Here is a 25,859-nt window from a genome sequence, read left to right as displayed (position 1 = left end):
GCGTCAGCTCTTCCGCGAGTTCGACCTGCCGCGTGGTGCCATTTTGGTCGATGGCAAGCCCATTGCCGAATCGGTACCCACCGACGACGGTCAATTCACCTATCAGCGTCGGTACAACGACCCCCAGCAGTACGCTCACCTAACCGGTTACTACTCCTTGGCCAATGGCAGCACACACCTGGAGTCAGAGCTCAATGACTGGTTGACCGGCAGCAGTTCCGACCTCGTCTTTGACCGGCTCACCGCGATGTTCACCGGACAAACCGCGGAAGGCGCATCGGTCGAGTTGACCATCGACGGGGAACTGCAGAAGCAAGCCTACGAGATGATTCCCAACGACTTAGAGGCCACTATTGTGGTGACGGATCCGAAAACCGGAGACATTCTGGCCATGGCTTCGAAGCCGAGCTACGATCCAAACGATCTGGCGGTGCATTCGACCTCTGCTGCGGCGGAGAACATGAAGGAGCTGAATAGCTCCAAGGGCCTGAGCACTTACGTCAACCCGGCGATTGATACGCCTATCTGGCCCGGTTCGACCTTCAAGATCCTCAACGTGGTGGCGGCCCTGGAGTCTGGGGAATACGATCGAACCACAGAACTGCAGAATCCGAGTAGCCTCGATGTGGGCAGTGGACCACCGCTAACAAACTTCTCCGCGGGCATTTGCGATCGAAGGCCAACTGCCACACTGGACTTCATCTTCACGCAAAGCTGCAACACCCCGTTTGGTGCGATGCTTCTAGATCTCGGAGAGAAGCCGTTTTCCGACGTGGCCGAGCGCTTTGGCTTTGGCCAGCAGCTTGAAATTCCGCTCTCCGTTCGCCCGAGCACATTCCCGGAAAACCGCACAAAGGATCAGTTTGCACGCGCTGTCATTGGCCAAGATGATACCAAGGCGACACCCTTGGAAATGAACATGGTTGCCATGGCAATCGCAAATGACGGCGTCATCATGCAGCCCAATTTGGTCAAGAAAGTGGTTGCTCCTGATTTGCGTGTAATTGAAGAACCCAAACCGAAGGCGTTCTCGACGGCGACGACGCCCGAAATCGCTAACGAAGTTGCGGACATGATGGCTGGGCCGGTTGCTTCCGGCACGGCAATGAACGCACGCGTTCCGGGGGTCGATCTTCGCGCCAAGACCGGTACCGCGCAGACCGGGCGTGAAGACGCCAACGGAACTGCCTTATTCAATTCTTGGATGACGGGCTTTGCCCCGGGAGACGATCCACAGGTGGCGATCACTATCGCAATTCACGATGTACCTTACAACACCGGCCACAACACGGCCGGGTCACTGATGAAGAAGATGACAGAGGCGGTGTTCAACAAGTGAGGCCAGTAACGGGCACCACCTTGGGCGGTCGATACAAGCTGACCGACCGCATCGCGATCGGTGGCATGGGCGAGGTCTGGAAGGCACGAGACCAGGTTCTCGGGCGTCTAGTAGCGATCAAGATCCTCAAAGAGGAATACACGGACAACGAGAGTTTTTTGACTCGTTTCCGCGTCGAAGCGCGCCACACGGCGCTGCTGAACCACTCGGGCATCGCCGGAGTCTTCGATTACGGTGAGGAGCAAGGCTCCGCGTACCTGGTCATGGAACTCGTTCCGGGCCCACCGCTTTCGACGATCATCGAACGCGAGCGCAAGCTCGAGGTGGACCGCACCTTGTCGCTGATCGCTCAAACCGCGCGCGCCTTGGCCGCAGCCCACGAGCACGGCTTGGTTCACCGCGACGTGAAGCCGGGAAATATCTTGGTCATGCCTACCGGCGTGGTGAAGATTACCGACTTCGGCATCGCACGTCTGGCCGACCAGGTCCCGCTGACCGCCACCGGACAGGTGATGGGCACCGCCCAGTATCTGGCCCCCGAGCAGGCTACCGGACAGATCGCCACCGGCAGCTCGGACATCTATGCACTGGGTGTCATCGGATACGAGTGCCTTGCAGGACGTCGCCCTTTCACCGGTGAATCACAGATCGCCATCGCCTTGGCCCAGGTCAACGACGCGCCTCCGGCCCTGCCGGATTCGCTTCCGGCACCAGTGCGCCAATTGGTCATGTCGATGCTCGCCAAGAACCCGGCAGACCGTCCAGCTAACGCCAACGCGCTGGCCGACGCCGCCGAGGCACTGCGCAAGGGGGATACGAACACCGCGACCATCGCCGTACCCGGTATGCTGATCACCGGCGTGCAAGATGATGCCACCCAGGCATTGAACATCGACGATGACGCCACCCGCGCGGTGACCCCTGTCGAAACCGCTCCGCCGTTGACCAACGCCATGCCGACCGTAGTGGCACCGGCCGAAGCCGGGCTCGCCGCCGCAGGCTATGATGACGAAGGCTTCGACGAGCATCAGGTTGACCGTCAAGACGACTATGCCGAGGAAAAGCGCAACCCGTGGATCATTCCATTGGTGGTTGTCATCGTCCTGGCCGCGCTCATCGCCCTCGGCACTTGGCTGATTCCCAAGATCAACTCTTCGAATGAGGAGCCGACCGTTCCGCCGGCCAGCACCACCGCCTCTGTGGAAAGCTCCGAACCAAGCGAGGAAACCACCGAGCCTAGCGAGGAGAGCTCCGAACCAACGGAGTCGGCCCAGTTCGTCACCGTGCCCGCTAACTTGGTCGGGCAGGACATCGACGCGGTGACCAGCGTGCTGGAGGCGCTTGGCTTGGACGTAGCTGCCGCAGCAGAAGAAACTTCCAGTTCCGAACCGGGCGAGGTCTTGTCGGTGTCCCCGACCGGCAGCGTTGAACCGGGTTCCACCATCAACGTCAGCTATGCCAAGGCTCCCGAAATGACCGAGGTTCCCGCGGTCACCGGAATGAGCTATGAGGCAGCACAGAAGCTGCTGCAGGATTCCGGACTTGCCGTGGCTAAGGGAGGGGAAGAGTACGACTCTTCCGTTGCGGGCACGGTGCTGAGCCAAACGCCTGTCGAAGGCACCCAGGTCTCCCCTGGCTCTCGTGTCACCTTGGTGATTTCCTCGGGTCCGGAGCCCGAGGAAACCCCCTCGTCGACGCCTAGCTCAACCGACTCGGCAGCACCAGAAGAAACAGGCATAAGCGAAGCACCATGAGTGAATTTGATGCATTGCCGCCAGGCTTGCCCCGGCTGATCGCCGACCGCTATGAAATTCACTCGTTGATCGGCCGCGGAGGCATGGCCGACGTTTACCTGGCCACCGATCACACGCTTGCGCGCAAGGTAGCGGTGAAGGTCCTGCGGCAGGACACAGCGGATAATCCGATGGTGGTCAACAGGTTCCGTCGCGAGGCGAAATCCGTAGCCGGGCTGAGCCACCCGAATATCGTTGCGGTGTATGACACCGGTGAACTGCCGGCTACCGAACGCAGCGATTCCACCTCTCCATATATCGTCATGGAATATGTTTCCGGACGAACCCTGAAGCAGGTTCTGAGCGAAGAGCAAGTCGACGAACAGTATGCGGTCGAACTAATTCGCGGCGTATGCGATGCGCTGGATCATTCGCATATGAAAAATGTGGTGCACCGCGATATCAAACCGGCCAACATCATGTTGACCGATGAGGGCCACGTGAAACTCATGGACTTCGGAATCGCCCGAGCCATGGATACCTCAGCGACGATGACGCAGACTGCCGCGGTGGTTGGCACCGCGCAGTACTTCTCCCCCGAACAAGCGCGTGGTGAGTTAGTGGACTACCGTTCGGATATCTACTCCGCCGGTTGCCTCTTCTACGAGTTGATCACCCACCAGCCTCCTTTTACCGGCGATTCCCCCGTTTCCGTCGCCTATCAACATGTCGGCGAGAACCCCGTTCCGCCGAGCGAGGTCAACAAGGACCTACCTGAAATCTATGACCCGGTGGTGCTCAAATCCCTGGCCAAAGAACGGGATCAACGATTCCAGTCCGCCGGAGCCTTTGCCGCTGCCCTAGAGGATGCCCAAAACGGCATTGAGTACCGGGACGAATCGGCCACGATTCTCGCCGCTACCGTGCCTTTTTACGAGCGCGCAGAAGAGAATTCCCCACCGCGGCACCCGGTGACCAGCGAGCACCCGGTCTTTTCCTCCCGTTCAGATGCTCGGGAGACCGAGCCCCGGGAGCATCGGTCGAATCGTGGCTTGATTTGGTTGTTGACCATCATCGCCCTGATCGCTGTGGGCATCGCTAGTTTCCTGGTCATTCGCTCCCTGCAGGCGGAGGCAGAACAGCGCGCGCCAGTGGCAGTTCCCGAGGTTAAGAACCTTTCCGAGGAGGACGCGACGCGATTGCTGAATGATGCGACCTTCAAGGTGAACGTCGAACATGAATTCAGCGAAGACATTGATGAGAATAAGGCCACGCGCACCGATCCGAACGACGGGACGAATCTTCCCAAGGATTCCACGGTGAAGCTTTTCATCTCCGATGGATCCGAGGATCGGGTTATCCCTGAGTCCTTGGAGAACCAATCCGAAGTGGCAGCCCGCGATGCAATCCGCGAAGCAGGACTGGTCGTTGGCGAAGTTAGCCGCGAAAACCACCCGAGCATCCCTACCGATTGGGCGATTGGTACCAGCCCTGAGCTAGGCTCGAAGGTCAAGGCTGGTTCGACCGTTGACCTGATTCTTTCAACGGGTATGGTCAAGGTTCCAGACATTACTGGGATGAGCCGCGATGAAGCGGAAAAGGCACTCACATCAGATGATGTGGGACTGCGTGCACAGTTCCTTGAGGTCGAGAGCGATGAGGAGCCAGGCACGCTCTTCTTGCAGGATCCCGTCGCCGGCACGGAAGCCCCCCAGGGATCGCTGGTGAAGGTATCTGAAGCGATTAAACGGGCCGAACCCACTCCCAGCGAAACCCCTACGCCCTCGGAACCTGCCGATGATTCGGAAGAGTCCGAGGCAACTGACGAGCCAGAAGAAGCTACTTCTTCGACGCCAGAATCGTCAAAGCCCCCTCAGTCCACAAGCGGACCTGGGAATGGCAATGGTCGAGGCAGAGGAAACCAAGAGGGGTAGCTACTCTCCGCTGAATAGTGGACTAAGGGTTGCGGCTTTGCCGGCCGCGCCCTGCAGACCTACGAACTCCAACCAGTTGCCGAGCATCTGATAGCCCTGTTCGGTGAGCACGGATTCGGGATGGTATTGCAGCCCCCACAGCGGCGCGCTGCGATGTGCCAATCCCATGACGACTCCCCCGGCGGTTTGCGCGATAATTTCCAAGGACTCCGGGATGCTCTCGCGTATGGCAGCGAGCGAGTGGTAGCGCGTGGCGGTAAATGGATTGGCCACGTCCTTGAAAACCGGATGATTTTCATGGCTGACCAATGAGGTCTTCCCATGCATCAGCTCCTCGGCATGCGTGACCGTGCCTCCATAGGCTTCGGCTAGGGCCTGGTGGCCCAGACAGACGCCGAGCATCGGCTTGGAGTGCGCACCGCACCACTTGATCAGGTCGATGCTCACTCCAGCTCCGGCAGGATCCCCTGGTCCAGGAGAAACCAGCACCCCGTCGTACTCGGAAGCAAGTTCGATCGCCTGCTCGAGGCTGATCATGTCATTGCGGTACACGGTTGTTTCCGCGCCGAGCTCTTGAAGATAACCGACGAGGGTGTAGACGAAGCTATCGTAATTGTCGATTACGAGGATCTTGGTGGTACTCACGGGGTTATCTGGCCAATCGTAGAATCGGTAAATGGGCTGTATTGCGACAGCCATGGGAAAACATACACCATCAGCAACAACACGACCGCAGCGATCAGGATCAATGCCTCAATAATGCGTAACCACACCGGTCCTGGCAGATTTCGAAAAATCCATGCGTACATTATTTCTCCCTAGCTTGTGGCGTCTGCAACGAGTTCCCGAATTTCCTTGGGCGGACCGGCATCTAGTGGGCGCCAATCGGTCAGCTCGGAATAGGCAATGATGCGTTCACGGGTGCTAAATGGCGGGTGGCAACTGGTCATCGTGAGAATTGATTCCGTGGGCTCAACGCCCCACTGATGGGGCGTTGGAAGCAGAACGTCGCCATTGGACGGAGCTACGATTTCAGTGTCAAACCAGGTGTAGGTGTAATAGCCTTCCTTGGTTTGCAAGTAGACGTGGTCCCCATTATCCAATTTATCGATATCCCAAAAGACCTGTCCGTGGGTCTGGCGATGAGCGGCGACCGCAAAATTGCCTTTTTCTCCCGGCAACTGGGTATTCGGGTAGTAACCGATTCCGAGATTATCGATCACGGAACTCTGCACACCGTAGCTCACCGGATGGTGAGTCCCGTCTTTACCGAAGGTTGGGAAGTACATGATCCCGAAGGTGTCCCCCGGATCAGCTTCGGCCACCGGCGCAGGGCCGTAGTCGATTTCCTCTTCTTCTTCGACGCCTTCTTCGGGAATCACCACATCGCCTAGGTCTTGAACTAGGTTCTGCGTGACTTCTTTCTGGGCATTCGCAGAATCGATATTCGTCCACCACAGTTCCCAGACGACATAAAGCATCAGGACGATGCCCAAGGTAATGAGCAGTTCACCGAGGAATCCAGTGATCCTGCTTCCGACCGTTTGCTTTTCACGAGCCATTCTTCGCCCGGGCGCGGACGCTACACGATTCACTACGGTGATGCTCCTTTGGGCGATCGGGCATTAGAAAACGGGTGAACTTCCGTGAACCGTAAATCAATGGACTATGCACATTACGGCTAGTATGGAATCTACGCAGGAAATCGATGCGAGCTTTCGTTCATTACCTGCCCCAAGCCTACCGGGAAGACCTGAGAGTCTCCCACATTTACTACACTATGCGGATGAAGCCGAGGGAGCGTTCTAGTGCCAGAGTCTAAGCCACGACGCAAGAACAAAACACAGTCCCAGCAGACAGCACAAGGCGCACATGCGGTGGATAAGCCCATGCCCAGCTGGTACAAGCCAGTGATGTTCGGCTTGATGCTCCTGGGATTGGTCTGGATTATTGTTTATTACATTTCGCAGACACTATTCCCAATCCCTAGTATTGGCGGTTGGAACATTGTCATCGGCTTTGGCATTGCCATGGTCGGCTTCTTCATGACGACTGGCTGGAAATAGCGTTTAGTGACTGACGGCTTTAAGCCCGATTACGCAGCCAATCAGCCCCACGATAAAGAATACTTTCAGTGCTGAGAATGCTTCTTGACCGGTCACAATTGAATAGATGACCGTCAGAGAAGCCCCAATCCCCACCCAGACCGCATAGGCGGTCCCGGTGGGGATTTCTTTCATTGAGTAGGCTAGCCCGCCCATTGAAATCACTAGCGCAGTGAAAAAGATAATTGTTGGGACGAGTTTTGTGAGCCCTGAGCTCATCCCCAATGCTGTAGCCCAAACCGCTTCAAATAGCCCCGAGATCACGAGAATTAGCCAATACATGCCAGTTACCTTACTGGCCGTCTTAGCTGTCGTTCCGGGTACGGCTCCCTCGTCCGGGAGTGGGCTTGCTGCCGACTCCCTCTCAGATTAGCAAATCTAGCCCGTTTTGCTCTGCGGATTTGAGCAATATGGACCCGAGCCGGTCAAGCGCAGGTGAATCCACCGACCAGCGCTGCCAGTACAAGGGGACGTCGATGAACCAACTATCGTCGAGTGCTTTCAGCTCCGGCGCTGAGCACAATTGTTGCTCCGGCACCATTCCCCAACCCATGCCGGCGCGTATTGCCTGGACAAACTGCGAAGAGTCCGGGACGTAATAAATAGTTCCGGTAGGTCGATTCTTCGAGCTGTCTATACGCTCAAGCATTTGGTGCTGGAGCGGGTCTGCTCGATCAAAAAGTACTATCGGCATTTGCGACAGATCCTGAGCAGCCCACGCGCTCAAGAAGTTTGGCGCCGCTACCGCTCGGTATCGCATAGCCCCCAGTCGCTGCACGGAGCATCCTTGCGCGACTTCTGGGCTATTAGTCACCACGCCGCTGACCCGTCCGGTGCGAAGTAGTTCCATGGTGAGATTTTCGTCGGTGCGTAGAATCTCGCAGCTAAGCTGCGGCCACCGAGTCAGTTCGGTGAATACGGGAGAAAACCAGGTCGCGAGAGAATCGGAATTTACGCCGATCGAGAGCGTGATTTTGCCCTGAAGCACCTCGTCTCGCATGAGTTCGTGGCTGAATTCTGTGCCCAACAAGGAAATCTGTCTAGCGTATCGCAGAACTCTGGCACCCTTCTCCGTTGGTTTCACTGGCCGACTGCGCACCAGCAATATTGAACCGAGGCGGCTTTCCAAGGCTTTTATACGTTGGCTGATTGCGGACGGGGTCACGCCAAGGTCGATAGAAGCATCGTCGAAGCTGCCTGCATCCACCACCGCAAGAAGTGTGTCTAGGTGCTCAAGATCAAGATTCACATTAGAAACACTAATGCAGCATCAGTTTTTTAAGTTCGACAGCGAAAAAGAGTTTCTTCTACGGTTACCTCATGATCCACACGTCAGCACTCCTCGGCTTCTCCACAGGGCTCTCACTAATCATTGCCATCGGAGCTCAGAATGCCTTTCTTTTGCGCCAGGGAATCAGACGAGAGCACGTACTACTAACGGTATGCATCTTCGCTCTGTCAGACGTTTTGCTGATCCTCGCAGGCGTGTCCGGAATCGGCGCCATCGTTGAGCGCGCACCATGGATTCTCACTTATGCGAGGGTAGGTGGGTTCATCTTCCTTGCTTGCTATGCAATTTTCGCGCTACGTCGGGCAATTTCTCCGGGTGTTCTGAGTACATCGAAGTCATCGGCGCCGACCGCCAGGCTATCCGTCGTTCTGGCCTCGCTTGCGCTGACTTGGCTTAATCCGCATGTCTATGTGGATACCGTGCTGCTGCTAGGTTCGGTGGCTGTCACGCAAGGTGAGGGGAAGTGGCACTTCGCCGGTGGTGCGATAGCCGCCAGCATCGCTTGGTTTGTCGCCCTTGGCTATGCCTCAAGGTTTTTAGCCCGGGTGTTCTCCAGCGCCAAGTCTTGGCGCGTTCTTGACGGGATTATCTGCGTCTTCATGGCTGCTTTTGCTGTCTTGCTAGTACTGCCGCTTTTTGACTAGGCGCGTCAGATATCCACAGTATTAACAGCTTATCCACATGCCCTGTGGAGAACAGTCGCGCTTACTTGTTCACAACTTTATCCACAGGTGGGGATAACACTGAGACTACTTGTATATATTATAGAAAAGACCAAGTCAGAGTCGAATAAAGGCTGTGGAATCACATGGTTGTAAGTTATTAACACTGTGGATTACTCGTGTGGACATCACGCCTATATCAGGGATATCCCCAAAATATGCCGATTCGCTTAAAGATTCGAACAAGCAATCACACCCCTCATACTCCTTCGTAGTATCGCTATCTACAGGCCCTGTTTAAAAGTTATCCACAAATGTGGGTAAAGCTGTGCGTATTCAATACCTCGGATGGCATATCCGCGGAACTTCGGGGGTCTCAGCGGTGGGGGATTGGCATTCAATGGTGAGTTACACGGATGTAAGTTATTAACAGTGTGGATAAATTGTGTGGATAACTCGGGTCCAGAGAGTTCGAATTAGCCCATCGGCCATTTGACCGCTGCTGCGGAAAGATATATCGCCACGGCAACAAGTATCGTCATAATCCCCAGCAACGTGAACTGAATCTTCGAACGCTGTGGATTACGGGGCACCAGGACGATGCAGGCGGCAGCTAGCGCGCCAATCACGGCGCCACCTAAGTGTCCTTGCCACGAGATCCCCGAGACGACGAAGCCGAGCACAATATTTAGCGCCAGCACGATACCCATTTGCCGCAGCACTTGCTTGTTGGTGCGAAAGACCACGAAGAGGGAAAGGAAAAGTCCCGCCAGTGCGCCCGAAGCTCCCAAGGTGGCACTCAGCGCGGGGCTAAGCAACAGGATCCCCAATGACCCGCCTAGAGCGCTGAGCAGATACAACCAGCCGAAGCGGGCCCGCCCTAAGCGAGGCTCTAGGAATACACCACAGAGGTAAACTCCGTACATGTTCATCGCCAAGTGAAAAATGGATCCGGTTGAGTGAGCGAATGCGCTAGTGATCAGGCGCCAGGGCTCCCATCCAGCCAGCGCGGGCACCAGCACCATACTCTCGGTGGTTCCCGGGATGACCCACTGTGCAATATAGGCCAGGACGTTAAGTGCGATCAACGTATAAGTGACAATCGGGGCACCTTGGCGCGCTCGTGCGCCAAATTCGGTGCGCTGCGTGGGAATGTTCTTGTTTGCTTGGTTGACGCATTCCACGCACTGGACTCCGACAGGTGCAGGTACCTGACAGCGTGGGCACACCGGGCGACCACAGCGGGTGCATGACACATATGAGATCGTTTCGGGGTGCTTAAAACAGGTGGGGGCGGTTTGGCCCGCGGGAGTCACTTGACCGTAAGACATCTATCTCAACCTTGATCTCATTTGCGCGTTTGTCTGTTAAATACGTCGGCTCCGGCGACTCCACTAGGGAATCACCGGAGCCGACGTCGGTAAAGAGGGTGTTACAGGGTCTCGATATCTACCGAGTTGATAACAACATCTTCCGTTGGCTTGTCACGGCCGTCAGTGGCGACCGCGTTCAGCGCGTCGACGATCTTGCGTGATTCGGCTTCGGTCACTTCACCGAAAATGGTGTGCTTGCCCTGCAACCAAGCGGTTGGGACGGTGGTGATGAAGAACTGGGAACCGTTGGTTCCACGGCCCATGCGGATACCGGCATTTGCCATCGCTAGCTTGTATGGCTCGTTGAAGTCCAGTTCTGGGTGGATCTCGTCATCGAACTGGTAGCCTGGGCCGCCGAAGCCCTGACCCAGTGGGTCGCCACCCTGAATCATGAAGTCCGAGATGATGCGGTGGAAGATGGTGCCGCTGTATAGCGGGGTGTTGGCCTTCTTGTCACCGGACTCTGGATGTACCCATTCCTGCTCACCGGTCGACAAGCCAACGAAGTTCTTTACGGTCTTCGGGGCGTGGTTGCCGAAAAGATCGACGACAATGTCGCCCAAAGTAGTGTGAATCGTGGCTTTATGCGTTGCGTTTGCGGTCATGGCTTTATTCTCCCATGAGTAGGGCCGAGGCCGCCAAAGCTGGGGTACGCGTTGAGTGAAACATTTCCGCCATTATCCGAGTGCGCCTGTTGAACACTGGCCTCGTATCGGCTAACTGCCTAGTCTGGAGGTAGCTGGTAACGAAAATTGATTCATTAGGGAGCAACCATGAGCAAGAAAAGTGCAGCAGGAAAACTTTTAGCATTCGGCGTGTTCGTCGGACTCGTGGCCTTGGGGGTCGCCATGTGGAAGGCTTCCAGGCCGGTCGAGGACCCCTGGGAAAATGAACCAAAAATCGCCGAACCGCAACAACCTGTTGAATCCCGCGAGGCGGACGTCGCCGAAGTCCAAAAGCTTATTTCCGAGGACTAGGCCTCAAGTTTGGGCTTGGCCTGCCCACGCACCACCAGCACGAGTCCCAGCAGAATAATCCCTAAACCCAGATAGGTCCCGACGGGAACCACCTGACCCAAGAGCAAAGCCGCGAGCAGTGCAGCGCCCGGAATCTCCAACAAGATCAACGTCGAAACCGTCAACGGCCCGAGAACACTCAACAAATGGTTCATCGCGGTATGCCCGAATAACTGTGCGCACACCGTCAGCAAGATGATCCCCAGCCAACCCCAAGCATCAAACCCCCAGAGCGGTTGGCCGGTAAAGAAGCACATCAGCAGCAGCAACACCGCGGTGACCGCATAGCAGATCGAGGTGTACCTGGACGTCGTCATGGTGCTCCGTGCCGCTGCGCCGGCGAAGGTATAAATAGCCGCAAGGATGCCACCGGCTAGCGCCAGGAGGTCTCCGAAGAATGCGATGCGCCCCTGCCCCAAATCGAATCCGGTGATCGTCACTACTCCTAGGATCGCGACGCTCATACCGATAATTACCGGGGAGCGGTAGCGAACTCCGCGCAGGGACTGAAACAAAGCTATCCAAACACCCTGAATGCAAACCAAGGCGGTAGCCGCTGCCACGCTGGTCATTCGGACGGCAAACATGAAACACACGAAGTGCAGGGCAAGCGCGCTGCCGGCCACGAGAAGATAAAACCATTCGCGGCGAGTGAATTGCAGGTACGCCCGAGGATTCTTCCTGATCGAAGGCCCGGCAAGAATGAGGGCCGCTGCCGCATTGCGCCAGAACGCCATGGACATCACCGGGACGCTGGGAAATGCTGCGATGATGGGGCCAGAAGCTGAAATGCCGAGTATTCCCACCGCGGCCAATAAGAACGTCACCCGGCTAAGCTTACAAGTTCAGGATCACTGCCTTGAGCCGAGCCCGGAGTCAGCCCGCCAAGATTCGTATTTATATATACGCATTTATGCATACACCCAACTCAAGCTCTAATAAATCGATTCGCCCATCCCTCTTGCGGCACAAACACGGCACAGGAATGGCCGGCTTCGGCGGAGAAACTCTGACTGGTCAAACAGCTGCCAATCCGAAAATTCTGCATGCCACTTTCCACGCCGATCGCGCGAGGGACTGCTTCGGGACCCATTGGAAATTTAGCGATCTCGTTGCCACCGGCCAGCCCCAAGCGGCTGGGCATATACACCGCGAACAGGACCAATGCCCCAGCCTCACTGATAGGGCAACACTTCGGGCGGCCATAATCGTGGCGGCAAAGGCAATGGCGGAAACTGAAATCGACGGCAAGCGGAAGGTCACCGGGATCGGCACGATCCTAACGACAGTTCCCGCCGGCATGATGGAAAACACCGCTCGAGGTAATTGCTCCGGGCCCATAGCCCACTAGAACCGGTCTCGCTGCCAACGCGAATCCGGTTCCGGTCCTCGGGACCCGTCCAACCGCGCAATGGCATCTCCGGAGGCGGAGATTCCACAACCCTTGCGAAGCCAGGAAGGTCCGGGGGAAATATGTCCGCTCGCGCCGCCCGGCCGAATGAGTACCGGGAAACGCAAGACTCCGAGTCGAAGGTCCCGATCTACTTTCTGTTCACCGCCATGAACCATGTTCGGCGGCCGCCTAGGTAGAGTCGCCTTCGATAATTTTCGTGGGATATGACTACCTGGCGATTGGCCGATGCTAGAAGTTAATGAACGCTGTAGGGCACGTTAAGCTCGGCGTTACCCCGAAACCGCAGTATGGAGATGTGAAGGTTGCTATCGTTGCTGAATCGTTCCTGCCCCACGTCAATGGGGTCACCAATTCGGTCCTAAGGACCCTCGATCATTTGGCCCTCACCGGCCATAGCGCGGTGGTTATCACCCCGGCGGGCTCACTGTCCGGTGAGCTCAAGGGCCATAGCGTGCCACGGACGTACAAGGGCTTTCCGGTAATCACCGTCCCTTCAGTCGCCATGGTCAGATATCCAGAAGTGCGCCTGGCCGCCGGCGGCACCGGCCGGCTCAAAAAAATCCTGGCCAAGGAAGCTCCCGACGTAGTTCACCTGGCAAGTCCTTTCCTCCTGGGCTGGCGTGCCTTGCGCGCCGCCCAGGAATTGGATATCCCGACTCTTGCGATGTATCAAACCGAAGTGCCGACCTACGCGGCGCGTTATCGGATGCCATGGCTCACCGAGAGGCTCTGGGAACACGTCAGAGCCATTCACACGGCCGCGGACCTCACGCTGGTGCCAAGTTCCTTTTCTAGGCGCCAGCTCGAATCTCTGGGCGTTACACGGCTCGCGTTGGGGCGCAGGGGAGTGGATACCGTTCAGTTCACACCAGATCGTCGCGATATAAAGTTCCGTACGGCTATCGCACCCAATGGTGAACGCATCATTGGCTATGTAGGCCGCCTGGCCGCAGAGAAGCAGGTGGCAGATCTTCGGGTGCTCAATTCGCTGCCGAACACCCGAATCGTGGTGGTTGGTTCCGGGCCTTTGGAAGACGAACTACGCAATGCGTTGCCCGATGCCCACTTCACCGGCTTCCTCTCGGGTACCCGATTAGCGGAGGTCATTGCATCTTTTGATGTTTTCGTCCATCCAGGCGCCTCGGAAACCTTCTGCCAAACCATCCAAGAAGCCATGGCTTGCGCTGTGCCGGTCGTAGCGGTGGGCAGGGGAGGGCCACTGGATTTAGTGGATTCCTCGCGCACAGGGTGGCTTTACGCCCCGGGAGATCTCAATGAGCTTCGCGCCCGGGTGAGCGACCTGATTTACGATGATGCCAAGCGGCTGGCATTTGCTCGAACCGCCTATCTGAGCGTGCAAGAGCGGACGTGGTTCAGTATCGGTGAACAGTTGCTGGGCCATTACAAGAATGTGATGCGTGCCCGCGTCAGCCAGTAGTCGAATTGATTGTTTCGTGGCTCTTGGGTAAAGAAAAAGGGCGGAAAGCTGATCGCTTTCCGCCCTTTTCATGCTGTGGAGCCTAGGAGATTCGAACTCCTGACATCCTGCTTGCAAAGCAGGCGCTCTACCAACTGAGCTAAGGCCCCGTATTCTGTTATCGAAAGATTTTCACTTTCCGAGGAATCCACACCTCGTCTTTGGAAAAGAATTGGCGGAAAGCTGATCGCTTTCCGCCAATCTAACCTGTGGAGCCTAGGAGATTCGAACTCCTGACATCCTGCTTGCAAAGCAGGCGCTCTACCAACTGAGCTAAGGCCCCGAAAAGCGTTAGGAAACCTTGTCGGTAACCTGTTGCCAGGTTTCCTTGATTTCCGAAGAATCCTTGACCTTCTTGATTAGGACTACCGCAGCAGCCGCAATCGTCCCGAGAATCAGTAGCTTTTTCATTCTACCCTCTTTCTCGTCGGTAAGGATTCGGTGGGCGTACCTGGACTTGAACCAGGGACCTCTTCGTTATCAGCGAAGCGCTCTAACCGCCTGAGCTATACGCCCTTACCTTTTTCATTCCCTTCGGAACGAAATAAAACTTTACCGGGGTTTGCATGAAGATACAAATCGAGCCCGGGTGTCATGCATCACAGCATCAATCCCGGGCTCGACTAGCACGTTCTTAGTCGTCGGTGAGGGTGACTCCGACGCCGCCAACGAGCGAGGAAGCAATGTTGTACAACACCGCTCCGAGCATCGAGAGCACGGAGATCACCACAACATTGATCACCGCGATGATCGTTGCGTACGAGGCCACCTGGCCCAGCGAGACGACATCTCGCAGGTCGAAGGTTCCCTCGGCGCCGATTGCGTCACGCATCAGCTGGTTGAAGGAATCGAAGGTTCCGGTCAAATCCAGCAGTGCCCAGATAGCAACGGATGCCACCACGGTGATCACACCGAAAGCTACCGAAAGCAGGAAGGCAAGTTTGAGTACCGAGAACGGTTCAACCTTCGAAGCTAGCAGTCGCGCCTTGCGCACCTTCGCCTTCGGTGCCGGGCGGACGAGGCGCTCCTGCGACTGGGTTGGGCGCTGCTGGCCGGTTCCCGGACGCGGTGCCCCGGCAGCTGGGCGCGGTGCCCCGGAAGCTGGGCGCTGCTGTCCGGTCGGCGCCGGTCGGGCGCCGGTCGGACGGTTGCCATTCGAGGTTGGCGCTGGGCGCTTTACCTGGGTAGGTCGCGGCGCTGCGCTCTTCGGGGCGCTGCCACTTGGGCGAGGCGTCGAGGGCGTGCTCATGCGTTACCTCCGTTATCGGTGTCATCGCTCTGTGCGTCCGAAGCGATTTCAGGCACAGCAGATGACTCATCTGTCATGTTTTCTGAATTCAACGTTACGGCATCTTCCTCCAAGTTCTCTTCGAGCTCCGTCTCAGAGTTCTTGGCAACCGCAATAATATGGTCCTTCTTATCGGGCTTCGCAAAGATCACGCCCATGGTGTCGCGGCCCTTTGAAGGGACCTGCGAAACTGCCGAACGGACGACCTTGCCCGAGGCCATCACCACGAGCACCTCATCGCTGTTGTCAACGATCAACGCACCGACCAATTCGCCGCGTTCCTCGTTGAGTTTGGCGACCTTAATGCCCAAACCACCGCGTGATTGCACACGATATTCTTCGACCGTGGTGCGCTTCGCATAGCCCTCGTTGGTGACGGTGAAGACGAAGGAGTCCGCGCGGACCACCTCGGCGGCGAGCAGTTCGTCGTGCTCGCGGAACTTCATTCCGGTCACCCCGGAGGTGGCGCGGCCCATCGGACGCAGCGCCGTATCGTTCGCGGTGAAGCGCACCGACTGGCCCTTGCGTGAGACGAGCATCACGTCATCTGATTCGCTAACGAGCTGAGCGGAGACCAATTCGTCATCTTCGCGCAGGTTGATGGCGATCACCCCGGCGGTGCGGTTGGTGTCGTAATCCTCCAGCCGGGTCTTCTTCACCAGGCCGTTGCGGGTGGCGAGCATCAGGTACTCGGCATCCTGGTAGGTGCGCAGATCCAGCACCTGGGCGATGTGCTCATCGGGCTGGAAGGCCATCACGTTGGCTACGTGCTGGCCCTTCGCGTCACGTCCTGCTTCGGCCAATTCATAGCACTTGGTGCGGTACACCCGGCCATGGTTGGTGAAGAACAGCAGGTAGTTGTGCGTGGAGGTGACGAAGAAGTGCTCCACCACATCATCCCCGCGCAAGTTGGCGCCCTTGATGCCCTTGCCGCCGCGCTGCTGCGAACGGTAGTTGTCGATACGGGTGCGCTTCACATAGCCGCCGCGGGTGATGGTGACCACCATTTCCTCTTCGGGAATCAGGTCCTCGACGTTCATATCGCCGTCGAAGCCCATGAGCACCTTGGTGCGGCGGTCGTCGCCGTGCTTGTCCACGATCTCGGCAAGTTCTTCCGAGACGATGGTGCGCTGGCGCTGCGGATCGCCGATGATTTCCTTGAATTCGGTGATCATCGTTTCCAGCTCGGCGTGGCGATCCTGGATCTTCTGGCGTTCCAGGGCGGCCAGCCGGCGCAGCTGCATGTCGAGGATGGCACGGGACTGCGCCTCGTCGATGTCCAGCAGTTCCATCAGTCCGTCGCGGGCCGCTTCGGTGGTGGAAGAGCGGCGGATCAACGCGATCACCTCGTCCAAGGCGTCCAAGGCCTTGAGCAGGCCGCGCAGGATGTGGGCCTCTTCTTCGGCCTTCTTCAGCCGGTACTTGGTGCGGCGCACGATCACTTCGATCTGGTGGGTCACCCAGTGGCGGATGAAGCCATCCAGCGGCAGGGTGCGCGGCACCCCGTCGACGATCGCGAGCATATTCGCGGAGAAGTTCGACTGCAGCTCGGTGTGCTTGTAGAGGTTGTTCAGCACCACCTTGGCCACGGCGTCGCGCTTGAGCACGATCACCAGGCGCTGGCCGGTACGGCCCGAGGTCTCGTCGCGCATATCGGCGATGCCGGCGATCTTTCCGTCGCGGACCAGCTCGGCGATCTTCACCGCGAGGTTATCCGGGTTCGCCATATAAGGCAGTTCGGTGACCACCAGGCAGGCGCGTCCCTGGATTTCCTCGACGTTGACCACTGCACGCATGGTGATCGAGCCACGGCCGGTGCGGTAGGCATCCGAGATGCCCTTGGTGCCCAGGATCATCGCGCCGGAAGGGAAATCCGGGCCCTTGACCCGCTGCATCAGCGCGGCAAGCAGCTCTTCGCGGGAAACGTCGGGATTCTGCAGGTACCACTGCACGCCCTCGGCGACCTCGCGCAGGTTATGCGGCGGAATGTTGGTGGCCATGCCGACCGCAATGCCCGAGGAACCGTTGACCAAGAGGTTCGGGAACCGTGCCGGCAGCACCGATGGTTCCTGGTTCTTGCCGTCATAGTTGTCCTGGAAATCAACGGTGTCTTCGTTGATGTCGCGGACCATTTCCATGGCCAGCGGGGCCATCTTGGTTTCCGTGTAACGCTGGGCGGCGGCGCCATCGTTGCCCGGAGAGCCGAAGTTGCCCTGGCCCAGAGCCAGCGGGTAGCGCATCACCCAGTCCTGGATCAGCCGGACCAGCGCATCGTAGATCGCGGTGTCGCCGTGCGGGTGGTACTGGCCCATGACCTCGCCGACCACGCGGGCGCACTTATTGTATGAACGGTCCGGGCGGTAGCCGCCGTCGTACATTGCGTACAGCACGCGGCGGTGCACCGGCTTCAGCCCATCGCGCACGTCGGGCAGCGCGCGGCCCACGATCACGGCCATCGCGTAGTCGAGGTAGGACCGCTGCATTTCGGTCTGCAGATCGATCTGGTCGATCTTGTCGTGGCCCTCAAGTGCGGGCACGATTTCCCCGTCCAACGGTTCGTTCCCCGGGGTTTGCTCGTCGCTCATTTCATCCCTTTACAAGTCAAAATTCGTTACTGGTTATCGTTTCGCTGCGCGGAGCGCGAGTTAGATATCCAGGAAGCGCACGTCCTTGGCGTTCTGCTGAATGAAGTTGCGGCGGGACTCTACGTCCTCGCCCATCAGCACGGAGAAGACCTCATCCGCGGCGGCCGCGTCATCCATGGCCACCTGGCGCAGAACACGATGGGCCGGGTCCATGGTGGTGTCCCACAGCTCCGAGTAGTCCATCTCGCCCAGGCCCTTGTAGCGCTGGATGCCGTTTTCCTTCGGGATGCGCTTATTCGCGGCGGCGCCCTTGACCAGGGCATCATCGCGTTCGCGGTCCGTGAAGACGTACTCGTGGGCCGCGTTGGTCCACTTGATGCGGTACAGCGGCGGGCTGGCCAGGTACACGTAGCCGTGTTCAATCAGCGGACGCATGAAGCGGAAGATCAGCGTCAGCAGCAGCGTGGTGATGTGCTGGCCGTCGACGTCGGCGTCGGCCATCAGCACGATCTTGTGATAGCGCAGCTTGGCCATGTCGAATTCTTCGCCGATGCCGGTGCCGAAGGCGGTGATCATCGCCTGCACCTCGGCGTTGCCCAGCGCACGGTCCAGTCGGGCACGCTCGACGTTCAGGATCTTGCCGCGCAGCGGCAGGATGGCCTGGGTGTGCGGGTCGCGTCCGCGTTTGGCCGAGCCGCCTGCGGAGTCACCCTCGACGATGAACACCTCGCACTCGGCGGGGTTCTTCGAGGAGCAGTCCGAGAGCTTGCCGGGCATGCCGAAGGATTCCATCGGCGACTTGCGGCGCGCATTATCGCGTGCCTTGCGGGCTGCCATGCGCGCCTGGGAGGCGAGCTGGGCCTTGCGGATGATGTCGCGGGCCACATTCGGGTTGCGCTCGAACCAGTCGCCCAGTTCGTCGTTGACCACACCATGGACGAAGCCGCGGGCCATCGAGTTGCCCAGCTTGGTTTTCGTCTGGCCTTCGAACTGCGGTTCGGAAAGCTTCACCGAAAGCACCGCCGTCAACCCTTCGCGGGCATCATCCCCGGAGAGGTTGTCGTCCTTCTCGCGCAGGATCTTGTTCTCACGCGCGTAGCGGTTGAGCAGCCCAGTCAGCGCCGCGCGGAAGCCTTCCTCGTGGGTACCGCCCTCATGGGTGTTGATGGTGTTCGCGTAGGTATGCACCGATTCCGAGTAGGCGCTGGTCCACTGCATGGCGATTTCAACGCTGATGCCGCGGGCGGTGTCTTCGGCCTCGAAGGCGATGACCTCCTCGTGCACCAGCTCGACCTTCTTGGCGGAATTCAGGTGCTTGACGTAGTCCAGCAGGCCGTCCTTGTACAGGTAGTCGACCACGCGGGGCTTGACGACCTGGTTCTCCCGCTCTTCCTCGACCTCGGCTTCGACCTCTTCGACGACGCGTTCATCGGTCAGGCGGATACGCAGTCCCTTATTCAGGAACGCCATCTGCTGGAAGCGGGCACGCAGGGTTTCGAAGTCGAACTCCACGGTTTCGAAGATTTCCGGGTCCGGGTAGAACGTCTGGGTGGTGCCGGTGACGTCGGTTTCTTCGCCCTTGGTCAGCGGCAGGGTGGTGACCCCGCCGTTGGCAAAGGAAATCCGCCAGGCATGGCCCTTCTGGCGCACCACTGTATCGACGCGGCGGGAGAGGGCGTTGACCACGGAAATGCCCACACCGTGCAAACCGCCGGAAACCGCGTAGCTGCCTCCGCCGAATTTACCGCCGGCGTGCAGGATCGTCATGACGACCTCTACGGCAGGTTTCCCTTCGGTTGGGTGCATGTCGGTGGGAATGCCACGTCCATTGTCCTCGACACGGACACCACCATCGTCCTGCAAGGTGATGTCGATGGTGTCGCAGTAGCCTGCCAATGCCTCATCGACGGAGTTATCGACAACCTCGTACACCAGGTGGTGCAGGCCTCGTGGACCGGTGGAACCGATGTACATGCCCGGACGTTTGCGTACCGCTTCGAGTCCTTCGAGGACGGTAATGTCCTGGGCGCCATATGTGTGTTCGACTTTGGAAGTCATCGATTCCGCGGGTACTTGGCTTTCGGCCGGTTCCTGCGGTGAAGCGTTTTCGGTAGACACTTGTGCTACGAACTCCTCGAATTTGGCGCGCGATTCCCTGCCGCTCCTGAGTGAGGTGCGTATCAAGAAATCATGGTCGGGTGCAACGAGCGCAGGGCGTACCTGCACAACGCGCATTCACTACCGCTAATTCTACCGCGTTTGGCAAAATATATAGGGATCCTGAAGCTCAAATCGGCTGTGGCAGCCACAGAATCATCTCTCTGAGCCGTTGAGGGCGATCCGGTGAGGGGGGAGCCAGCCACCGGGTCCGTTAGAGCGCCATATGCCGTGCCAGCATTTTTATCCGTAGGTGTCCCGTGGTCCACGCCCGGCGACCGAACGCATTCCGTGCCGCCACGACGGGGCATTGGGGCCCAGAACCTTGATGACTGTCACGATCCCTGGGCCGAGTTCGGCATCGATTTTCTTCAAAATTTGGTGGCTGAGTAGGCGTAACTGAGTGGCCCAAGAGGTTGAGTCGCAGCGCACGACGACCACCGTATCTTCAAAGGATTCAGGTTTGCAGTGCGCCGCAACGTTTTCTCCGACAAGTTCTGCCCACCGGCCAAGAACCGAACCGACGGCAACTTGCGTATTCCAGCCACGGGATTTGGACATTCTGTTGACGATTTCGCCGATGGCATGCGGGTCCCGGGCAGATCCCACGCTTGCGGCGCCCTTGGGAGCGGCAAATCCGCGACGAGCCGTCTGCCGTTTCTTCACCCGTTCCATTCGGGCCGCATCGATTCTCGCTTCTCCGCGTTCCTCGGCAAGCTTGCGCATTCGATTGAGCAGCGCTTTAGCCGAGTCGAGCTCTTCCTCAGACATCGCTGACCCGGCCGGGGCTGACTTGGAAAAAATGCCCTTTCAAGGCTTCAGGGACATCGGCTGCAACCGCGGCCGTGACAAGAACTTGTTCGGCCCCGGACACAATATGAGCCAGCCTGTCCCGTCGAGTCGCATCCAGCTCCGCAAAGACATCATCGAGGATCAGGATCGGACCCGAGCCGGTTCGAGGATCGTCATCGCCAAAGACCCGGTAGGCAGCCAAACGCAAAGCGAGCGCAAACGACCAGGTTTCTCCATGTGAGGCATAGCCCTTCGCCGGGGTCGCACCCAAGGTCAACGTCAGATCGTCCCGATGTGGGCCGAAGAGAGAAATTCCGCGATCCAATTCGCGTGATCGGTTTGCTTCGATGGAATTTAGCAATAATTCCCGAATCTCGTCCTGGCCCATTCCCTCAAGATCGTTGACGGGAAGAGAATTCTCATCGGTCTCTCCCTCGAGCGAGGAGCGATAGATTGCACCGGCGTGCTTCTTGCCATCGGCGAGATCCGCATAGGCGGCTTCCATGTATGGACGCAAAAGCGCCAAGACATTCAGCCGTCCACGGATGAGGCGTGCCCCGCAGTTCGCAAGCTGCATGTCCCAAGCCTGCAGGGTACTTTCCTGCGAGGAATTCAACTTGGATTTCCCGCGGATCGACTTCAGCAACGCATTGCGTTGCTTCACGATTCGCTCGTAGTCGTTTTTGGTGCCGGCTTCGATGGGCCGCAGGGAGATGAGCATCTCGTCCAGAAAGCGGCGACGGTTTGAGGGATCGCCCTTGATCAGGGCAAGGTCCTCAGGAGCAAAGAGGACCGTTCGAACGAGTCCGAGAATTTCACGTGCTCGCACCGGATTAGCCCGATTGATCCGGGCACGGTTGATCTTGCCGCTGGTAATTTCCACCTCGAGCGAGGAGGTCTGGGAACCGCGATGCAAGGTTCCGCGGATCAGTGCGCGTTCGGAACCGAATTGAATTAACGGGGCATCGTTGCTGACCCGGTGCGAGGAAAGATTCGCTAGATAGCCGATGGCCTCAACAATGTTAGTTTTGCCCACACCGTTGGGGCCGACCAGCACATTAATGCCCGGGGCAAGTTGCACGTCGGCCTGCACGTACGAGCGAAAGCTCGTGAGGGAAAGCTGCGAGATATACACCGAGAGTCCTGGAATCTGCGGAGCGGTGGATGGCCAGGCCATCCACCGCGAGGTTGTTGCTAGTTCGAGTTTGGCAATCGAACGGGCATGACCAGGTACCGGTACTGGTCCTGATCGTCTTCGTCGATCTGCTTCTGACCGGTGATCATCGCAGGTTTAGGTGCGCTGGTGAAGGAGAAGCGCACGTAGTCGGTGTTGAAGGAGCCTAGGCCCTCGCTCAGGAACGTGGGGTTGAACGCCACGGTGATGTCTTCACCCCGAAGCGAAGCAACGATTGCCTCTTCGGCCTGGGCATCTTCGCCGGTTCCCGCATCCAGGGTCAGCTGACCGTCGGTGAAAGCCATGCGAACCGGGGTATTGCGTTCGGCAACCACCGAGACTCGGCGTACTGCTTCGATGAGATCGCTGGTACGAACGGTCGCATGGATGGGGGTGTTGTCCGGAAACAGCGAACGAATCTTTGGGTAGTCACCATTGATCAGCAGCGATGTGGTTCGGCGATTGGCGCTTTCGAAACCAATCATTTCGCCGTTGGGGCTGATAGCCAGCTTCAAATCACCGGCGCTCGAAAGCGTTTTCGCGACTTCACTCAAGGTTTTCGCCTTGATCAAGAATGAGGTAGAAACTTCTGGCTGGTTAGGGGACCAGTTCAGTTCGCGCATCGCCAAGCGGTAACGGTCGGTAGCCAGGAAGGTAATGAGATCGTTTACGATTTCTACCTTGATGCCGGTGAGAACCGGAAGAGTATCGTCTTTGGACGCAGCAACGATGACCTGCGATACGGCTTCGGAGAAGGCTTGTCCATTAATGGTTCCCGCAACTTCTGGAAGTGCAGGAAGCGTCGGGTATTCATCCACGGGCATGGTTGCCAAATGGAAACGAGAACGTCCACAGGAGACCGTAATCTTCGTGCCATCGGTTTCCAGGGTCACAGTTGAATTCGGCAAAGAGCGGGTAATTTCCGCAAGAAGCTTGCCAGAAACCAGCACTTCACCCTGTTCGGCTATGTCGGCAGGTATTTCAATATGGGAGGAGATCTCGTAATCAAAACCCTCAAGGCGGACGATGCCCTCATGGGTAGTGATCAAAATGCCAGCAAGCACTGGAGATGGTGGACGCTGCGCTAGAGACCTTGCGGTCCAAGAAACGGCGTCTGCCAATACATCCTTTTCAACGCTGAACTTCACGAAAAATCCGCCTTTCGGAACCCATAAGTCTTAAGTCAGGCCAAGAAGCTTGTTTCCCGCCAAGTTCTTAAGCATAGAGCAGGTAGCTACACGATATCTCCACTTAATCTTGCCACGACTTTCCCCGTGAAGCTTCATAGAAGGTTCCGGGGTGTGCAGTGCAGCGAACTTATGAACAAAAAATCGTTCAAAACGGGTGTACGGGGAGAGGACTCGTTATTTGGATGAATAAGTGTTTAAAGGAAGTAGTGTTAATAACCCCTGTGGATACTGTGGATAACCGTCTCGATCCCATAGATTGAACCAATTGTGCATGTGAACAATCTGTGACTGGGAGTGACACTCAGTTCCAGCACCCTGTTGAAACTCAGTGCCACTCTTTTCGCAGTCCACACTCGAGGGGCTTGTTATGCGCAGGTTGTCTCCAAGTACTCCACAGCCTTATCCACAGCTGTGATTTTCGTGAATTAGTGCTCGCGCTGGCTTTGTTTGATGCGGTTTGTCAGCTCCGTCACCTGGTTGAAGATCGCACGACGTTCGGCCATCAGTTCACGTATCTTGCGATCCGCGTGGATCACGGTGGTATGGTCACGTCCGCCGAGTTCGGCACCGATCTTTGGCAGAGACATGTCGGTCAACTCCCGCAGCAGGTACATAGCGATCTGACGTGCAGTGACCAGCGTTCGAGTACGTGATTTGCTGTTCAGCTCATCAATGCTCAAGCCGAAGTATTCGGCGGTCTGCTTGATGATGGTTGAGGGCGTGATCTCCTGGGCACCATCGGCGCTGATCAAATCCTTCAGAACGGTTTCGGCCAGGGCAAGGTCTACTTGCTGGTTATTCAATGAGGCGAAGGCCGTCACTCGAATGAGGGCACCCTCGAGCTCACGAATATTAGTAGAGATGCGTGAAGCGATGTATTCCATTACGTCGCCCGGGGCAGATAGGTTCTCGGCATCCGCCTTCTTGCGCAAGATCGCAATTCGAGTTTCCAGTTCAGGCGGCTGGATATCGGTAAGCAAACCCCATTCGAAGCGTGAACGCATTCGATCTTCAAAGCCCTGGAGCTGCTTAGGTGGCAAGTCGGAGGTGATCACTACCTGTTTATTGTGATTGTGCAGGGCATTGAAGGTGTGGAAGAACTCTTCTTGCGTCGCGTCCTTATTTGCCAAGAACTGAATATCGTCAATCAGCAGAATGTCGACATTGCGGTAGGTCTGTTTGAAACTGGCGCCCTCGTCATCACGGATGGAGTTGATGAAATCGTTGGTGAATTCTTCGGAATTCACGTAGCGAACACGAATGCCCTTGTAGAGGTGACGCGCGTAGTGCCCAATCGCATGAAGTAGGTGCGTCTTGCCCAAGCCAGAATCGCCATAGATGAATAGCGGGTTGTAGGCCTTTGCAGGAGCTTCGGCAACGGCAACGGCGGCCGCATGCGCAAAGCGGTTCGATGAGCCGATCACGAAGGTATCGAATATGTACTTCGGATTCAGGCGACCGAACTCTTGGGAATTCGAAGGGGGCGTTGGCTGGGGCGCCGGCTGTGGACGTGGGCCGGGAGTCTCCGGAACCGGGGCGGGTGTGGAAACAGGTGCTGGTTTTTCTTCGACCGGTTGTTCGACGTCTTCGGCCAAAGACAGGTCGACGCTTACCGCGCAACGAATATCGTCCTGGAAGACTTCGCGCAGTGCTTGATCCAGCGGCTCGCGCAGTTGAGTCTGCAGAATGTCGCGGGTGAGGTCGTTTGGCACTGCAACAAGAAGGGTGCTTCCGATGAGACCCTGGGGCTTGGCTAAGGACACAAACGGACGGTGGCGGGCCTTGACCCGATCGTCGTCTTCAATCTTGCGAATGACTTGGCGCCAGGAGCTCCCAATACTATTGGTCTCGTCGCTACTCACTAAGGGCGTCCCACTTCCATCATTTAATGCAATGTTGATCACACAAAACCCGATTTCGGGCTTTATTTTCGCCATTTTGGCGATGCCATCACCATTGATTCTATCCACTATCCACATGGTTATGCACAGTCCGGTGGAAAAAGTTAGCAGTTTGGCTGTGGAAAACGTCTTTTCCCTTGAAATCTAGGCTTTTCAGGGACGCCTTGACGTGGTTTTTCCTGCCAAAATGTGAGTTGCCTTTTGTTGAAAGCTGTCGTAATCCACAAGTTTGGGGTAGATTATTCACAGGTAACGCTCTGATATTCACAGGGACGCTGTTACCGCGCGCCAATTTGACCTACGGCTCGAATTTTCCTATCGTTATTCAGTCCTATGTGTGCGTTTTGTGACCTGCTCAGTTTTTAGAAGAGCCCGCGAAATCACGCATTTTATAAAGAACGAGCGTCAGCCTGTTGTTATCCAGCTAG

At 57.3% G+C, this 25,859-nt stretch carries 23 protein-coding genes and 3 tRNA genes; 7 read left to right on the top strand and 19 right to left on the bottom strand.

Going from position 1 to position 25,859, the window contains the following annotated elements; genetic code table 11:
- The first annotated feature begins 43 nt into the window (after positions 1–43).
- From CIK76_RS00970 to pknB, 3 genes are read left to right on the top strand one after another with little or no spacing between them, the layout of a single operon-like run.
- A complete protein-coding gene (locus tag CIK76_RS00970; protein WP_255248296.1) occupies positions 44–1,339 on the top strand; it encodes a penicillin-binding transpeptidase domain-containing protein in 1,296 nt (431 codons plus the stop codon).
- Positions 1,336–3,093, top strand: a complete 1,758-nt coding sequence (locus tag CIK76_RS00965; RefSeq protein WP_096282927.1) for a protein kinase — start codon at positions 1,336–1,338, stop codon at positions 3,091–3,093. The genes CIK76_RS00970 and CIK76_RS00965 overlap by 4 nt, the downstream gene beginning before the upstream one ends.
- Positions 3,090–5,006 carry a Stk1 family PASTA domain-containing Ser/Thr kinase gene (gene pknB, locus CIK76_RS00960; protein WP_096282926.1) on the top strand — a complete coding sequence of 639 codons (1,917 nt, stop codon included), beginning with the start codon at positions 3,090–3,092 and terminating at the stop codon, positions 5,004–5,006. Before CIK76_RS00965 ends, pknB begins: the two co-directional genes overlap by 4 nt.
- On the opposite strand, the gene CIK76_RS00955 is transcribed toward pknB, so the two are convergent.
- The 3 genes from CIK76_RS00955 to CIK76_RS00950 are packed head-to-tail and all read right to left on the bottom strand — an operon-like array spanning position 5,007 to position 6,601.
- Positions 5,007–5,651 carry a gamma-glutamyl-gamma-aminobutyrate hydrolase family protein gene (locus CIK76_RS00955; RefSeq protein ID WP_096282925.1) on the bottom strand — a complete coding sequence of 215 codons (645 nt, stop codon included), beginning with the start codon at positions 5,649–5,651 and terminating at the stop codon, positions 5,007–5,009.
- On the bottom strand, positions 5,648–5,815 hold the full coding sequence (locus tag CIK76_RS19250) for a hypothetical protein (protein ID WP_176484044.1): 168 nt from the start codon (positions 5,813–5,815) through the stop codon (positions 5,648–5,650). Before CIK76_RS19250 ends, CIK76_RS00955 begins: the two co-directional genes overlap by 4 nt.
- A 9-nt stretch (positions 5,816–5,824) precedes the next feature.
- A complete protein-coding gene (locus CIK76_RS00950; RefSeq protein WP_096282924.1) occupies positions 5,825–6,601 on the bottom strand; it encodes a class E sortase in 777 nt (258 codons plus the stop codon).
- Between the two features lie 213 nt (positions 6,602–6,814).
- Here CIK76_RS00950 and CIK76_RS00945 point away from each other — a divergent pair, with 213 nt between their 5' ends.
- Complete coding sequence (locus CIK76_RS00945; protein WP_096282923.1) at positions 6,815–7,072, top strand: cell division protein CrgA; 258 nt, start codon at positions 6,815–6,817, stop codon at positions 7,070–7,072.
- Between the two features lie 3 nt (positions 7,073–7,075).
- Here the strand turns inward: CIK76_RS00945 and CIK76_RS00940 are convergent, their stop codons facing one another.
- On the bottom strand, positions 7,076–7,393 hold the full coding sequence (locus tag CIK76_RS00940; RefSeq protein WP_096282922.1) for a multidrug efflux SMR transporter: 318 nt from the start codon (positions 7,391–7,393) through the stop codon (positions 7,076–7,078).
- An 82-nt stretch (positions 7,394–7,475) separates the two neighbouring features.
- The gene (locus CIK76_RS00935) at positions 7,476–8,360 is read right to left on the bottom strand and encodes an ArgP/LysG family DNA-binding transcriptional regulator (RefSeq protein ID WP_176484043.1); all 885 of its coding nucleotides are present in this window, start codon (positions 8,358–8,360) and stop codon (positions 7,476–7,478) included.
- A gap of 71 nt (positions 8,361–8,431) precedes the next feature.
- On the opposite strand from CIK76_RS00935, the gene CIK76_RS00930 reads away from it, so the two are divergent.
- Entirely contained in the window at positions 8,432–9,046 is a 615-nt protein-coding gene (locus CIK76_RS00930; RefSeq protein WP_096282920.1) for a LysE family transporter, read from the top strand.
- 494 nt (positions 9,047–9,540) lie between these two features.
- Here the strand turns inward: CIK76_RS00930 and CIK76_RS00925 are convergent, their stop codons facing one another.
- Both CIK76_RS00925 and CIK76_RS00920 read right to left on the bottom strand, forming a co-directional pair.
- Positions 9,541–10,248 (bottom strand): rhomboid family intramembrane serine protease, encoded by a 708-nt coding sequence (locus CIK76_RS00925; protein WP_176484042.1) that lies wholly within the window; start codon positions 10,246–10,248, stop codon positions 9,541–9,543.
- 248 nt (positions 10,249–10,496) lie between these two features.
- A complete protein-coding gene (locus CIK76_RS00920; RefSeq protein WP_096282918.1) occupies positions 10,497–11,042 on the bottom strand; it encodes a peptidylprolyl isomerase in 546 nt (181 codons plus the stop codon).
- A 168-nt stretch (positions 11,043–11,210) separates the two neighbouring features.
- Here CIK76_RS00920 and CIK76_RS00915 point away from each other — a divergent pair, with 168 nt between their 5' ends.
- Positions 11,211–11,414, top strand: coding sequence for a hypothetical protein (locus CIK76_RS00915; RefSeq protein WP_096282917.1), 204 nt, complete (start codon positions 11,211–11,213; stop codon positions 11,412–11,414).
- Here the strand turns inward: CIK76_RS00915 and CIK76_RS00910 are convergent.
- Positions 11,411–12,280 (bottom strand): DMT family transporter, encoded by an 870-nt coding sequence (locus CIK76_RS00910; RefSeq protein WP_096282916.1) that lies wholly within the window; start codon positions 12,278–12,280, stop codon positions 11,411–11,413. The genes CIK76_RS00915 and CIK76_RS00910 overlap by 4 nt on opposite strands.
- Positions 12,281–13,162: 882 nt before the next feature.
- On the opposite strand from CIK76_RS00910, the gene CIK76_RS00900 reads away from it, so the two are divergent.
- Positions 13,163–14,305, top strand: a complete 1,143-nt coding sequence (locus CIK76_RS00900; protein WP_096283001.1) for a glycosyltransferase family 1 protein — start codon at positions 13,163–13,165, stop codon at positions 14,303–14,305.
- A 76-nt stretch (positions 14,306–14,381) separates the two neighbouring features.
- Here the strand turns inward: CIK76_RS00900 and CIK76_RS00895 are convergent.
- The 11 genes from CIK76_RS00895 to dnaA all read right to left on the bottom strand — a co-directional run bounded on the left by CIK76_RS00895 (position 14,382) and on the right by dnaA (position 25,392).
- Positions 14,382–14,454 (bottom strand) — tRNA-Ala (locus CIK76_RS00895).
- A gap of 100 nt (positions 14,455–14,554) precedes the next feature.
- Positions 14,555–14,627, bottom strand: a tRNA-Ala gene (locus CIK76_RS00890).
- Between the two features lie 8 nt (positions 14,628–14,635).
- Positions 14,636–14,755, bottom strand: coding sequence for a DLW-39 family protein (locus tag CIK76_RS19530; RefSeq protein ID WP_217990318.1), 120 nt, complete (start codon positions 14,753–14,755; stop codon positions 14,636–14,638).
- A gap of 31 nt (positions 14,756–14,786) precedes the next feature.
- Positions 14,787–14,860: transfer RNA gene (locus CIK76_RS00885), tRNA-Ile, on the bottom strand.
- Between the two features lie 118 nt (positions 14,861–14,978).
- Complete coding sequence (locus CIK76_RS00880; protein WP_096282914.1) at positions 14,979–15,593, bottom strand: DUF3566 domain-containing protein; 615 nt, start codon at positions 15,591–15,593, stop codon at positions 14,979–14,981.
- Positions 15,590–18,217: a DNA gyrase subunit A gene (gene gyrA / locus CIK76_RS00875; RefSeq protein WP_096282913.1), complete on the bottom strand. Its 2,628-nt coding sequence runs from the start codon at positions 18,215–18,217 to the stop codon at positions 15,590–15,592. The genes CIK76_RS00880 and gyrA overlap by 4 nt, the downstream gene beginning before the upstream one ends.
- 60 nt (positions 18,218–18,277) lie before the next feature.
- Positions 18,278–20,275, bottom strand: coding sequence for a DNA topoisomerase (ATP-hydrolyzing) subunit B (gene gyrB, locus CIK76_RS00870; RefSeq protein ID WP_217990321.1), 1,998 nt, complete (start codon positions 20,273–20,275; stop codon positions 18,278–18,280).
- A 342-nt stretch (positions 20,276–20,617) separates the two neighbouring features.
- Entirely contained in the window at positions 20,618–21,145 is a 528-nt protein-coding gene (locus CIK76_RS00865) for a DciA family protein (protein WP_096282912.1), read from the bottom strand.
- On the bottom strand, positions 21,138–22,301 hold the full coding sequence (gene recF / locus CIK76_RS00860) for a DNA replication/repair protein RecF (protein ID WP_096282999.1): 1,164 nt from the start codon (positions 22,299–22,301) through the stop codon (positions 21,138–21,140). Before recF ends, CIK76_RS00865 begins: the two co-directional genes overlap by 8 nt.
- A gap of 59 nt (positions 22,302–22,360) precedes the next feature.
- Positions 22,361–23,488, bottom strand: coding sequence for a DNA polymerase III subunit beta (dnaN, locus tag CIK76_RS00855; protein WP_096282911.1), 1,128 nt, complete (start codon positions 23,486–23,488; stop codon positions 22,361–22,363).
- A gap of 467 nt (positions 23,489–23,955) precedes the next feature.
- Positions 23,956–25,392 (bottom strand): chromosomal replication initiator protein DnaA, encoded by a 1,437-nt coding sequence (gene dnaA, locus CIK76_RS00850; protein ID WP_096282910.1) that lies wholly within the window; start codon positions 25,390–25,392, stop codon positions 23,956–23,958.
- Between the last annotated feature and the right edge of the window lie 467 nt (positions 25,393–25,859).

This window comes from Glutamicibacter sp. BW80 (assembly GCF_002332385.1).
Lineage (GTDB): Bacteria > Actinomycetota > Actinomycetes > Actinomycetales > Micrococcaceae > Glutamicibacter.
Note: the sequence above shows the minus strand (reverse complement) of the source record. Positions and strands in the feature narration are given on the sequence as shown.